The following is a 12,152-nucleotide window of genomic DNA, read 5'->3' as shown; positions in this document are numbered from 1 at the left end:
TTCAGCCGATGACCATCACCGCATCGACTTCGAAGTTGGCGCCCTTCGGCAGGCCGGAGACTTCGATGGTCGAACGCGCCGGGAACGGCGCCTTGAAGTAGTCCTGCATGACGGCGTTGACCTTGGCGAACTCGGCCAGGTCGGTCAGGTACAGGCCCAGGCGGACGATCTGGTCGAGCGAGCCGCCGGCTTCTTCGGCCACCGCCTTGAGGTTGTCGAAGGCACGGCGGGCCTGGGCTTCCACGTCACCGGCGCCGACGATGTCACCGGTGGCCGGGTCCAGCGGGATCTGGCCGGAGAAGTACACGGTGTTGCCGGCGCGCACGGCCTGCGAGTAAGGACCGATGGCAGCGGGGGCCTTTTCGGTGTTGATGATCTGGCGGGTCATGGGTGCTCCGGTATCAGGAAAAACAGAGCCCTCATTGTACCGGCTCGCGGCACGGGGTCAGGTTCCTTTTCCCGCGGAAAAGGAACCTGACCCCTGCCTGCCCCTGCCGGTTACTGGCGGCGGACCGACTGCACCACCGACAGGCGGCGAAGCCTGCGCATGACCTCGGCCAGGTGGTTGCGGTCGCGCACCTGCACGTTGAAGGCCAGCACGGCGGCGTTGAAGTCGCGGTCCAGGTAGTCCACGCGTTCGATGTTGGACTGGCTCTGCGCGATCGCCGCAGCCAGCTGCGCCAGCACGCCGGTGCCGTTCTCCACTTCGACCACCAGCGAGGTGTCGTAGTCACCGGATACCGACGAATCCCAGCCGATCGGCACCCAGCGCTCCGGCGACTTGCGCAGCTCGGCAAGGTTGGGACAGTCCATCCGGTGCACCACGATGCCCTTGCCGGCGGTGTGGTACCCCATGATCTCATCGCCCGGAATCGGCTGGCAGCAGTTGGCGAAGGTGACCACGCCGCGTTCGCTGCCGTTGATCAGGATCTTTTCCTGCGAATGGTGGCGTGCACCGCCGCGCAGTTCGGCATAGGCCATCAGCGCCTGCGCGGCCTGGGTCGGCATCCAGTTGCCCAGCGCCACTTCGGCCAGCAGGGCCTCCAGGCGCGGGTAACGGTGCTCGGCCAGGAACGCATCCAGCCGCCCCTTCGGCAGCCGCTCCAGCGACGAATCCATCGCCTCCAGCGCGCGATCCAGCATGCGGTGGCCCAGCTGCACGGCATCTTCGTGTTCCAGCTGCTTGAGCTGGTGGCGGATCGCCGTACGCGCCTTGCTGGTGACCACGAATTCCAGCCACTGCGGCTTGGGCGTGGCCGAACGCGCGGTGATGATCTCCACCGTTTGTCCGCTGACCAGCTTGGTGCGCAGCGGCACCAGCTTCTTGTCCACGCGCGAGGCCACCGCGGTGTTGCCGACGTCGGTATGCACCGCGTAGGCGAAGTCCAGCGCGGTCGCATTGCGCGGCAGCGCCATGATCTTGCCCTTCGGCGTGAACAGGTAGACCTCGTCCGGGAACAGGTCGACCTTGACGTTGTCCAGGAATTCCAGCGACGAACCGGCGGCGCGCTGCGAATCGATCAGTTCGACGATCCACGCATGGGCCCGGCTCTGCGCACTGTTGGGGGTGTCGCCGCCGAACTTGTAGGTCCAGTGCGCGGCCACGCCGCGTTCGGCGATCAGGTCCATTTCCTCGGTGCGGATCTGCACCTCGATCGGCGAGCCGTAGGGGCCGAACAGCACCGTGTGCAGCGACTGGTAGCCGTTGGCCTTGGGAATGGCGATGAAGTCGCGGAAGCGCCCGTCCAGCGGCTTGAACGCGGCATGCACGGCACCCAGCGCGTGGTAGGCGTTGGGCACGCTGCGCACCACCAGGCGGAAACCGAAGACATCCATGACCTGGTCGAAGGATTTGTTCTCGTCGTGCATCTTGTTGTAGATGCTCCACGGGGTCTTGATCCGGCTGACCAGCCGATGTTCCAGCCCTTCCTTGGCCAGCCGCTGGCTGAGCTGCACTTCCACCTGTGCCATCGCTTCGCGGCGCACGACCGGCTGGCTGCGGATGTGCTTTTCCAGGATCGCATGGCGCCACGGGTACAGTGCCTTGAAACCGAGGTTCTGCAGTTCGCTCTTGACCAGGCTCATGCCCAGCCGCTGCGCGATGGGCGCATAGATTTCCAGCGTTTCGCGCGCGATCCGGGCACGCGCCTCGCTGCTCTGCGCGCCCAGGGTGCGCATGTTGTGCAGGCGGTCGGCGAGCTTGATCATGATCACGCGCAGGTCGCGCGACATCGCCAGCAGCATCTTGCGGAAACTCTCCGCGGCCGCTTCCTGGCGGTCGCGGAACTTCAGCTTGTCCAGCTTGGTGACCCCGTCGACCAGTTCGGCCACCGGCTCACCGAACTCTGCGGCCAGCTCTTCGCGGGTCAGCGGCGTGTCTTCGATGGTGTCGTGCAGGATCGCGGCGATCAGCGCTTCCATGTCCAGGCCCAGTTCGGCCAGCACCTGTGCCACGGCAACCGGGTGGGTGATGTAGGGTTCACCGGACTTGCGGGTCTGCCCCGCATGCGCAGCGGCGCCCACTTCCCAGGCACGGCGCAGCAGTGGCAGCTGCTCCGGCGGCAGGTAGTGCGCTGCGCGCTCGAGTTGAAGGACGTAATCGGGTACGTCCGCGCGTGACGGCGCGGCTACCTTGGCAGTGGGGCCTGGGTTCATGGCCGAAGCCTATGCCAGCGTCACAATTTCAGCAAATCCTGAATGCGAAACAGCCCGCTTGCGGCGGGCTGTTTCGCATCTGGCCAAGGGCGTCGACGGGACTCAGTCGTCGTTCTTGGACATGTCTTCGTCGGCGACCACTTCGGCGGCAGCCCATTCCAGCGCTTCCCGTTCGGCACGCTCGCGCTCGGCCTTCTCGACTTCGTCGATCAGCGCGTTGTCGATGCGACGGGCGGCGATCTCGCGCAGCGCCAGCACGGTCGGCTTGTCTTCGGTTTCGCTGTTGTCCAGCGTGGCCTGCACGCCGTTGGCAAGCTGGCGGGCGCGCTTGGACGCCATCATGACCAGCTCGAAACGGTTGTTAACGACTTCCAGGCAATCTTCTACGGTGATGCGGGCCATACGGGCTCCCGGCGACCGGTCGGCCGCTCAGTCGAATGAGGGAAAGGGGACGGAGTGTAAGGGCAGGGGCTGGACAAAATCAAGCCAACCCCTCCCTGTTCCTTTTGCAATCAGTCAGTTGCAGACGGATCAGCGGTCAAAAGGGCCTGGATCAGCCCCGCATGGCGGACCTTCTGCGCTTCGCGGCGCAGCCGGCTGGCGGTGAAGATGGCACACAGCTCATCCACCGCGGTGTCGAAGATCTCGTTGACGATGACGTAGTCGAAGTCGTTGAAGTGCAGCATTTCCTCGCGTGCGGCCGACAGGCGCTGGCTGATCACCGCCTCGCTGTCCTGGCCGCGCTTGCGCATGCGGTCCTGCAGCGCCTGCCTGGACGGCGGCAGGATGAACACCGTCACCGTGCCGGGCACCAGCTGGCGCACCTGCTGCGCCCCCTGCCAGTCGATTTCCAGCAGCACGTCCTGGCCGGCGGCCAGCTGCGGTTCCACCGATTGCCGGGCGGTGCCCTTCCAGTCGCCGTGCACCCAGGCGTGTTCGAAGAAATCGCCGGCGGCGATCATGGCCTCGAACTCGGTCGCGCTGACGAAATGGTAGTGCTCGCCGTTGATCTCGCCCGGACGCGTGGCCCGCGAGGTGAACGAGATCGACAGCGCGATCTGCGGGTCGCGCGCCAGGGTGGCGTTGACGATGCTGCTCTTGCCGGCACCGGAGGGCGCGGCAACGATGTACAGCGTGCCGCGCGCGGGCGTGCCGGCCGGGGAAGGTTGGATGCTCATTCGATGTTCTGTACCTGTTCGCGGATCTGGTCGATCAGCACTTTCAGTTCCACCGCGGCACTGGAGGTGCGGCTGTCCACGGATTTGGAGCCCAGCGTATTGGCTTCGCGGTTGAACTCCTGCAGCAGGAAGTCCAGCCGGCGCCCGACCGGATCGCGCTGCTTCAGCACGCGGCGGATTTCCACGATATGGCTGCCCAGGCGGTCCAGCTCTTCATCCACGTCCAGCTTCTGCAGCCACATCACCAGTTCCTGCTCGGCGCGGCCCGGATCCACCGGGTGCGGCAGGTCGGCCAGGCGCGCGGCCAGCTTGACCCGCTGGCCTTCGCGGATGGCGGGAATCAGGGTGCGCACTTCAGCGGCGATACGCTCGATCGCATCCACCCGTTCACTGATCGCGGTTGCCAGCTTGTCGCCTTCGCGTTCGCGGCCGGCGATGAAGCCATCCAGGGTCTGCTCCAGAAGGGCCAGCGCCTCGGCCTGCAGGGCGGTGGCATCGGTGGCTTCGCCCTGCATCACGCCGGGCAGCTGCAGCAGGTCGGTGAAGCTGACCTGCAGGTTCGGGAAGTCGGACGTCAGCCGGTGCGCCAGCTGGCCCAGCTGGCCCAACAGGACATCGTTGACCTGCAGGCTGGCTGACGTTTCCGGGGTACGCAGACGCATCACCAGGTCCAGCTTGCCGCGGCTCAGGCGTGCGGCGATGCGTTCACGCAGCTGCGGTTCCAGCGCGCGCAGTTCCTCCGGCAGGCGGGTGCCGACTTCGAGGAACCGGTGGTTCACCGAGCGCAGCTCGCAGCCCAGCGTGCCCCAGGCGGTGGCGCGCTCGCCACCGGCGTAGGCGGTCATGCTTCGGATCATGGGGTTTTCCAGATGCTCCCAAAGAGGGAATGGTACCCTAGCGGCTTCATTCGAGCCTCCTGCCTGCCCCTCCCCGGCGCGGGCATGGACCCGTTCCCTCGCTCCAACGGTACCCCGCCATGTCCGATACCCGCCCCAGTGGCCGCCAGCCCGACCAGATGCGCCAGGTCACCCTCCAACGCGGTTTCACCCGTCACGCCGAAGGCTCGGTGCTGGTCTGCTTCGGCGAAACCCGCGTGCTGTGCACCGCCACCGTGGAAAACCGGGTACCGGGCTTCCTGCGTGGCAAGGGCGAAGGCTGGGTCACCGCCGAGTACGGCATGCTGCCGCGCGCCACCCACACCCGCAGCGACCGCGAAGCGGCGCGTGGCAAGCAGGGCGGCCGCACGCTGGAAATCCAGCGCCTGATCGGCCGCAGCCTGCGTGCGTGCGTGGACCGCAACGCGCTGGGCGAGCGCACCATCACCCTGGACTGCGACGTGCTGCAGGCCGACGGCGGCACCCGCACCGCAGCCATCACCGGCGCCTACGTGGCCCTGGCCGATGCGGTGAACCTGCTGCTCAAGCGCGGTGACATCAAGCGCAACCCGATCATCGGCGCGGTGGCGGCGGTATCGGTGGGCGTCTACCGCGGCACTCCGGTGCTGGACCTGGACTACGCCGAAGACAGCGACTGCGACACCGACATGAATGTCGTCATGAACGATGGCGGCGGCTTCATCGAACTGCAGGGCACCGCCGAAGGCCACGCGTTCCGTCGCGACGAACTGGATGCGCTGCTGGCGCTGGCCGACAAGGGCGTGCGCGAACTGCTGGCGGCACAGCAGGCGGCACTGGGCGCATGAATCGCCGGCTGGCCCTGACCACCTTGCTGGTGGACGACTACGACCGTGCCATTGCCTGGTTCACCGGCGCGCTCGGCTTCCACCTGCAGCAGGACATCGACCAGGGCAGCGGCAAGCGCTGGGTGGTGGTGTCCCCGGCCGCCGACGGCGCCGCCGGGCTGCTGCTGGCGCGCGCCAGTTCGGACGTGCAGGCCGCGCGGATCGGCGACCAGACCGGCGGACGGGTCGGCTTCTTCCTGGAGACCGATGACTTCGCGCGTGACCACGCCGCGATGCTGGCCGCCGGGGTGGAGTTCCTCGAAGCACCGCGCAGGGAACCCTATGCCACCGTGGCGGTGTTCCGCGACCTGTACGGCAACACCTGGGACCTGCTGGAGCTGGCCTGATGAACCTCGCTGACACCTCCCGGCTGGTGCTTGCCAGCCACAACGCCGGCAAGCTGAAGGAAATGCAGGCGATGCTGGCCGACCTGCCGCTGCGGATCCTGTCGGCCGCCGACGCCGGCGTCGGCGATGTGCCGGAGACCGGCCTGACCTTCGTGGAAAACGCGCTGATCAAGGCGCGGGCGGCCTGCCAGGCCAGCGGCCTGCCCGCGCTGGCCGATGATTCGGGACTGATCGTCGACACGCTGGGGGGTGCGCCGGGCCTGTACAGCGCGCGCTACGCCGGCAGCCCCACCGACGATGCGGCCAACACTGCAAAGCTGCTGGCCGAACTGCACGGCGTGCCGGCGCAACAACGCACCGCACGCTTCTTCGCGGTGATCGTGCTGCTGCGCCACGCCGCCGATCCGCAGCCGCTGGTCTGCGAAGGCAGCTGGGAAGGGGTGATCCTGGAGGCCCCGCGCGGGCACAACGGATTCGGCTACAACCCGGTGTTCCTGGACCCTCGCCATGGCCTGACCGCCGCGGAAATGGAACCGGCCCTGAAGAACACGCTCAGCCACCGTGCGCTGGCCCTGCAGCAGCTGAAGCAGCGGCTGTCCACGATCTCCCTGTAACCGACCCCGATGCCCGCCCTGATCCCGCCACCGCTGTCGCTCTACGTGCACCTGCCGTGGTGCGTGCGCAAATGCCCGTACTGCGATTTCAACTCGCACCAGGCCAAGGGCGAACTGCCCTTCGATGCCTACGTCGATGCGCTGGTGCGCGACCTGGACCAGGACCTGCCGCTGGTATGGGGCCGGGTGGTGCACAGCGTGTTCTTCGGCGGCGGCACGCCCAGCCTGTTCCCGGCCGAAGCGATCGACCGTTTCCTGCAGCAGGCCTCGGCGCGGCTGCGCTTCGCGCCGAATGCCGAAGTCACCCTGGAGACCAATCCGGGCACGACCGAACACGGCCGTTTCGATGGGTACCGTGCGGCGGGCGTCAACCGGCTCAGCTTCGGCATCCAGACCTTCAATGACGACGCGCTCAAGCGGTTGGGCCGTATCCATGACAGCGCCGAAGCCGAGCGCGCGGTGAAGATGGCCCAGGATGCGGGCTTCGACAATTTCAACATCGACCTGATGTACGCCCTGCCCGGCCAGACCCTGGCCGCCGCAGAGCATGACCTGGAGCGTGCGTTCGCGCTGCATCCCGCGCACCTTTCGCACTACCAGCTCACGCTGGAACCGAACACGGTGTTCTTCGCCCGTCCGCCACAGGGCATCCCGGACGAAGACAGCGCCTGGGACATGCAGGAACACTGCCAGGCCCTGCTGGCGCAGGCCGGCTTCGACCAGTACGAGGTCAGTGCCTATGCCCGGTCGGGCCGGCAGAGCGCGCACAACCTGAATTACTGGCGCTTCGGCGACTACCTGGGCATCGGTGCCGGTGCGCACGGCAAGATCAGCTCCGGGGCCGAGCAGAACGTACGCCGGCGCTGGAAGCTCAAGCATCCGCAGGCGTACATGGATGCCGCCGGCACCACCGCCAGCTTCGGCGGCGATGACATCATCGCCGCGGACCGGCTGCCGTTCGAATACATGCTCAACCTGCTGCGCCTGCACGAAGGCTTCAGCCTGCGCGATTTCCAGTCGCGCACCGGCCTTGCCGCCACGGCCATCGACGCACCGCTGCAGCAGGCGCTGCAGCGCGGTTGGCTGGAGCGCGTGGACGAGGGCCACGATCACGGGCATGGCTGCGACGACCATGGCTGTGCGGGCGCGGACGGCCACGACCACGGCGAGGTGCTGCTGCGACCGACCGAGCTGGGTCGGCGCTTCACCAACGACGTGGTGGAGCTGTTCCTGGGCGAGTAGCGCGGCCCCGCCCGACACGGTAGATTCCGAGCCCGACCCCGGGAAAACGGATGCCCAGCCCCATGCCCTCCTCGCCTCCGCCGATGCCCGAGGACACCGCGCGCTTCGCTGCGGTGGATGCCCCACCGCGGGTGCGTCGGCTGCTGGGTGCCCTGCTGGCACTGTCGCGGCAGTCGTTGACCGCGCCGTTGACGCTGACCGTAGTGGAGCTGGAGCGCGAACTGCTGCGCGAGGCCGAGCGCGCCCGCAACAGCCAGGTGCAGGCCGACCTGTTCGCGCAGGCCAGGCAGATCCATCCCTTCGCCGAAGGCTTCAGCCAACGCTTCCTGGAACAGCTGGCGCAGGCGCTGGCCGCGCTGTTCGCCCCGCCCGGCGAAGCACCGGTGGCGGTGGAGCCGCAACGCCCGTCGATGTCCGCGCTGACCCTGGTCAACGACACCGACATCGACCGCGACATCGTGCTCAACGAGATCATGCGGCGCGAAATGCTGCGCTCGGCCAACGCACTGCAGCTGCTCGGACAGCGGCTGGCGGTGCTGGCCGCCGCGCCGGCGCTGGATGCCGAGCACGTACCGTTCGGCCCAACCCTGCTATGCGGCATCGTGCGCCGGATCGGTGACGAAGCCGGGCTGGAACTGGAAGCCCAGCTGGCGCTGTACCGCAGCTTCGAACGCCAGGTGCTGGAGCGGCTGGGCGAGCTGCTGGAGCGCACCAACGTGCTGCTCGGCCACGAAGGCGTGCTGCCCGGACTGGTCTATACCCCGTACCTGGCGCGCTCGGCGGCAACCCGCCGGATCGTCACCCAGCCGGGACGCAGCCAGGCCGGGGGCGCACGCGCCCACACCACGCCGGTCACCAGCTGGAACGGGGCCAGCAGCAACGCGGCCAGTTCCTGGTCGGCGATGATGCAGGCCGAACTCGGCGGGCATCCCGCGCCGGCCGGCGCGCACCCGCCGCCGCTGCCCGCCGGTACGCAGGATCAGCTGGCGACAGCCGCCCCGGTGGTGGATCTGGCAGCGCCGGCGATGAGCGCACTGCACGAACTGCTGGCCGGGGCGCGGCATGCGATGGCCGCCGGCGCGGCACCAACGCCCGGCCTGGAGGCGCCGCTGCCGGGCGCTGCCATGGCAGACGAACGCGCCGTGCCGGGGGCTGCGCCCGATGCCAACGCCGTGCCCAGCGCGATGGTCGATGCGATCCTCGGGCAGCTGCAGGCACGCATCGCCGGCGGCGCCACCTCACGCAGCATGTCCGACCTGCAGACCGCCCTGCTGACCCAGCTGCGCGCCGAACACGGCGAGCAGGCGGCGCTGACGGTCAAGGATGGCGACACGCTGGACCTGCTCGGCCTGTTGTTCCAGCAGATCCGCCAGGAGCAGCGCCCGCAGACCACAGGCAACGACCTGGTCGGCAGGCTGCAGGTGCCGCTGGCACGCGCCGCGCTGGCCGACCCGGGCTTCTTCGTGCGCGATGAACACCCGGCGCGCGAGCTGCTCAACACCATCGCCGAACTGGGCGCCAGTGGCCTGCAGGACGATGACCTGGACCCGCAGCTGGTGCAGAAACTGGAGCGCACGGTGGACACGGTGGTGGCGCAGTACCACGACGATCCGGCCGTGTTCGCCGCCGCCAACGAAGAGGTACAGCAGCACTTCCGCGCCGCTGCGCACAAGGCTGAACTGGCCGAACGCCGCCACGTGGAAGCCGCGCGCGGCAAGGAGCGGCTGGAGGTCGCACGCCAGCAGGCTGCCGCGCTGATTGAACAGGCCTGCGCGCAGGACCCTCCGCCGCGCTTCGTGCAGACGCTGCTGCGCCAGGCATGGGCCGACGTGCTGACCCTGACCCAGCTGCGCCACGGCGAAGACTCCGCACTGTGGCAGCAGCGCTTGCAGCAGACCGCGCGCATCACCGCGGTCACCGCGCAACCGCCCGGCAACGGGCACGCTGCCGATGACGCCCTGTTCGACGAGGTCGAGGCAGCCGTCCTGCAGATCGGCTGCCACCACGACGAAGCCCGCGCGATCGCCCGCCGCCTGTCCACTCCCGGCGGCGAGGACGACAGCACCTCACGGACCGAGCTGACGGCGCGCCTGAAGGCGCGTACCCGGCTGGGCGAGCAGGCCGAAGCCCATGACACCCGCCGGCTTGCACCGCTGGCGCGCAGCCCCGTTGAAGAAGACTGCTACCGGCAGCTGCGCACGCTGCCGTTCGGCACCTGGTTCGAGTTCATCAGCAACCAGCAGGGTGACCTGCACCGACAACGCCTGTCCTGGTACAGCCTGGTCACCGAACACGCGCTGTTCGTCAACCCGCGCGGGCAGAAAGTGGCCGAGTACACGCTGGATACGCTGGCGCGGCTGATGGCACTGGAGCAGGCCCGCGTCGTCACCGAAGACAAGGGACGCCTGATCGATCGCGCGTGGCAGGCCACCCTGCGCACGCTGCGCTCGCTGGCCGGCGCCGAACAAGGGGAAGCCGCATGAGCGTAGCCGACGAAAACCCCGACACCCGCCGCGCGCCGCGCCGCAACGTGGCCGACCTGGTGCCGGTGACCGACCAGATCGCCGAACGCGTGGTCGGCCGTCTCGGCAACCTCTCCGAGACCGGCATGCTGATGCTGGCCTCCGTGCCCCTGCGCGAAGACGCGCTGTACCAGCTGCAGTTCACCCTGCCACTGGCTGACGGCCACGCCGCGCCGATCGACGTCGGCGTGCACCTGCTGTGGGCCGACCCGGCGCACGTGGCCGGACAGGCCTGGGCCGGTTTCCGCTTCATCACCCTCTCGCGCGAACACCGCGAACTGCTGCGCGGATGGATCGGACAGGAATCTCCGGCGCTCTGAGCGCCGGTTCCGGCACAGCAGCCGCGCGGCGCTTGCGGCACAATCAAGGGCTGTTTTCCAGCGAGTCACCGCGATGATCCAGCACGACCCCGGCGCCCTTTATCCCGACCACCTGGCCGTGCTTTGCCGGCGGGCCGAAACAGCGCTGGCGCGCGGCGGCTTCGACCATCTGGTGGTTCCCAGCGGCACCCTGCACTACCACCTGTTCGACGACCGCGATTATCCGTATGCGGTGAATCCGCAGTTCAAGGCGTGGCTGCCGCTGACCCGGGTGCCGCACAGCTGGCTGGTGTTCACCCCGGGCAAGCGTCCCACGGTGATCTTCCACCAGCCCTTCGACTACTGGCACGTGGTGCCCGACGCACCGAGTGGCTGGTGGGTGGAGCACTTCGACATCCAGGTCATCCGCAAGCCGGAAGAAGCGCTGGCGCTGCTGCCGCGTGACCGTTCGCGCTGCGCCGTGCTGGGCGAGCCGCAGAGCACACTGGGCGAGTGGGCACCCAACAACCCGGCGCCGGTGGTGGATTACCTGGAATACCACCGCGCCTGCAAGACGCCTTACGAGATCTCGCTGATGCGCCAGGCACAGGTGCTGGGCGTGCGCGGCCACCGCGCTGCAGAAGCCGCCTTCCGCAACGGTGCCGATGAGTTTTCCATCCACATGGCGTACTGCGCGGCGGTCGGCCAGGATGCCAACGAACTGCCGTACGGCAACATCGTGGCGCTGAACGAACATGCCGCCGTCCTGCATTACACCGAACTCGGCCGCACCGCGCCGCAGCCACTGCGCAGCTTCCTGATCGACGCCGGCGCCAGCGCGCTCGGCTACGCCAGCGACATCACCCGCACCTACGCGGCGCACGGCCACGACGAGTTCGCCGCGATGATCGGCGCGGTCGACGCTGCCCAGCAGCGGATGTGTGCCGCGGTACGCGCCGGCTTCGACTACAAGCAGCTGCACGTGGACGCGCACCTGTCGCTGATGGGCGTGCTGAAGGACTTCGGCGTGCTCAAGGTATCGCCGCAGACCGCGCTGGAAACCGGGGTCAGCGCGGCCTTCTTCCCGCACGGCATCGGCCACCTGATCGGCCTGCAGGTCCACGACGTGGCGGGCTTCGCGGCGGGCGATGCCGGTGGCCGGATCGAGCGCCCGGACGGCCATCCCTACCTGCGCCTGACCCGCGTGCTGGAGCCGGGCATGGTGGTGACCATCGAACCGGGCCTGTACTTCATCGACATGCTGCTGGACGAAGTGAAGCAGGCCGGGCATGGCGCCAGCATCGACTGGGAGCGCGTCGATTTCTTCCGTCCCTATGGCGGGATCCGGATCGAGGACGAAGTGCTGTGCACCGATGGCGAGGCGGACAACCTGACGCGGCCGGAGTTTGCGCTGGCGAACGGGTGAGACCGCCTCGCGGGTGGCTTTCAGGCTGAAGCTGGGGTGGGCCGGGCGGTGGGGCTGGTCGGGGGACGGCAACAGCCGCTCCTGCGGGCCTCGTTTCGCGCCATCCATGGCGCTCAACGCCCCCGCCC

General features: G+C 68.4%; 12 protein-coding genes. 7 read left to right on the top strand and 5 right to left on the bottom strand.

Annotated elements, in window-relative coordinates; all coding sequences use genetic code 11:
- Position 1: 1 nt before the first annotated feature.
- The 5 genes from RTX79_RS04620 to RTX79_RS04600 form a co-directional block, all read right to left on the bottom strand.
- Positions 2-388, bottom strand: a complete 387-nt coding sequence (locus tag RTX79_RS04620) for a RidA family protein (RefSeq protein WP_057687518.1) — start codon at positions 386-388, stop codon at positions 2-4.
- 110 nt (positions 389-498) lie between these two features.
- Positions 499-2,655 (bottom strand): RelA/SpoT family protein, encoded by a 2,157-nt coding sequence (locus tag RTX79_RS04615; RefSeq protein WP_312682253.1) that lies wholly within the window; start codon positions 2,653-2,655, stop codon positions 499-501.
- A gap of 102 nt (positions 2,656-2,757) precedes the next feature.
- On the bottom strand, positions 2,758-3,057 hold the full coding sequence (gene rpoZ, locus RTX79_RS04610) for a DNA-directed RNA polymerase subunit omega (RefSeq protein ID WP_042614409.1): 300 nt from the start codon (positions 3,055-3,057) through the stop codon (positions 2,758-2,760).
- Between the two features lie 110 nt (positions 3,058-3,167).
- Positions 3,168-3,833, bottom strand: a complete 666-nt coding sequence (gmk, locus tag RTX79_RS04605; protein ID WP_309683741.1) for a guanylate kinase — start codon at positions 3,831-3,833, stop codon at positions 3,168-3,170.
- A complete protein-coding gene (locus RTX79_RS04600) occupies positions 3,830-4,690 on the bottom strand; it encodes a YicC/YloC family endoribonuclease (protein WP_057687515.1) in 861 nt (286 codons plus the stop codon). Before RTX79_RS04600 ends, gmk begins: the two co-directional genes overlap by 4 nt.
- A gap of 119 nt (positions 4,691-4,809) precedes the next feature.
- Here RTX79_RS04600 and rph point away from each other — a divergent pair, with 119 nt between their 5' ends.
- From rph to pepQ, 7 genes are all read left to right on the top strand, one after another.
- Positions 4,810-5,535 (top strand): ribonuclease PH, encoded by a 726-nt coding sequence (gene rph, locus RTX79_RS04595; protein WP_057687514.1) that lies wholly within the window; start codon positions 4,810-4,812, stop codon positions 5,533-5,535.
- Positions 5,532-5,921, top strand: a complete 390-nt coding sequence (locus RTX79_RS04590; RefSeq protein ID WP_309683734.1) for a VOC family protein — start codon at positions 5,532-5,534, stop codon at positions 5,919-5,921. The genes rph and RTX79_RS04590 overlap by 4 nt, the downstream gene beginning before the upstream one ends.
- Positions 5,921-6,535: an RdgB/HAM1 family non-canonical purine NTP pyrophosphatase gene (gene rdgB, locus RTX79_RS04585; RefSeq protein ID WP_312682244.1), complete on the top strand. Its 615-nt coding sequence runs from the start codon at positions 5,921-5,923 to the stop codon at positions 6,533-6,535. The genes RTX79_RS04590 and rdgB overlap by 1 nt, the downstream gene beginning before the upstream one ends.
- 9 nt (positions 6,536-6,544) lie before the next feature.
- A complete protein-coding gene (hemW, locus tag RTX79_RS04580; RefSeq protein WP_312682242.1) occupies positions 6,545-7,777 on the top strand; it encodes a radical SAM family heme chaperone HemW in 1,233 nt (410 codons plus the stop codon).
- Positions 7,778-7,827: 50 nt separating this feature from the next.
- On the top strand, positions 7,828-10,260 hold the full coding sequence (locus RTX79_RS04575) for a DUF1631 family protein (protein WP_428695956.1): 2,433 nt from the start codon (positions 7,828-7,830) through the stop codon (positions 10,258-10,260).
- The gene (locus tag RTX79_RS04570) at positions 10,257-10,619 is read left to right on the top strand and encodes a PilZ domain-containing protein (RefSeq protein ID WP_312682238.1); all 363 of its coding nucleotides are present in this window, start codon (positions 10,257-10,259) and stop codon (positions 10,617-10,619) included. Before RTX79_RS04575 ends, RTX79_RS04570 begins: the two co-directional genes overlap by 4 nt.
- Before the next feature lie 73 nt (positions 10,620-10,692).
- Positions 10,693-12,024 carry a Xaa-Pro dipeptidase gene (pepQ, locus tag RTX79_RS04565; protein ID WP_312682236.1) on the top strand — a complete coding sequence of 444 codons (1,332 nt, stop codon included), beginning with the start codon at positions 10,693-10,695 and terminating at the stop codon, positions 12,022-12,024.
- The last annotated feature ends 128 nt before the right edge of the window (positions 12,025-12,152 follow it).

The organism is Stenotrophomonas chelatiphaga (assembly GCF_032054965.1).
Taxonomy (GTDB): domain Bacteria; phylum Pseudomonadota; class Gammaproteobacteria; order Xanthomonadales; family Xanthomonadaceae; genus Stenotrophomonas; species Stenotrophomonas chelatiphaga.
This window is presented reverse-complemented; position numbering and strand designations above follow the sequence as displayed.

Coding starts and splice junctions, on each gene's coding strand:
- pepQ (WP_312682236.1), top strand. CDS start 10,693: ATGATCCAGCACGACCCCGGCGCCCTTTATCCCGACCACCTGGCCGTG.
- RTX79_RS04620 (WP_057687518.1), bottom strand. CDS start 388: ATGACCCGCCAGATCATCAACACCGAAAAGGCCCCCGCTGCCATCGGT.
- RTX79_RS04575 (WP_428695956.1), top strand. CDS start 7,828: ATGCCCAGCCCCATGCCCTCCTCGCCTCCGCCGATGCCCGAGGACACC.
- gmk (WP_309683741.1), bottom strand. CDS start 3,833: ATGAGCATCCAACCTTCCCCGGCCGGCACGCCCGCGCGCGGCACGCTG.
- rph (WP_057687514.1), top strand. CDS start 4,810: ATGTCCGATACCCGCCCCAGTGGCCGCCAGCCCGACCAGATGCGCCAG.
- rdgB (WP_312682244.1), top strand. CDS start 5,921: ATGAACCTCGCTGACACCTCCCGGCTGGTGCTTGCCAGCCACAACGCC.
- rpoZ (WP_042614409.1), bottom strand. CDS start 3,057: ATGGCCCGCATCACCGTAGAAGATTGCCTGGAAGTCGTTAACAACCGT.
- RTX79_RS04570 (WP_312682238.1), top strand. CDS start 10,257: ATGAGCGTAGCCGACGAAAACCCCGACACCCGCCGCGCGCCGCGCCGC.
- RTX79_RS04600 (WP_057687515.1), bottom strand. CDS start 4,690: ATGATCCGAAGCATGACCGCCTACGCCGGTGGCGAGCGCGCCACCGCC.
- hemW (WP_312682242.1), top strand. CDS start 6,545: ATGCCCGCCCTGATCCCGCCACCGCTGTCGCTCTACGTGCACCTGCCG.
- RTX79_RS04615 (WP_312682253.1), bottom strand. CDS start 2,655: ATGAACCCAGGCCCCACTGCCAAGGTAGCCGCGCCGTCACGCGCGGAC.
- RTX79_RS04590 (WP_309683734.1), top strand. CDS start 5,532: ATGAATCGCCGGCTGGCCCTGACCACCTTGCTGGTGGACGACTACGAC.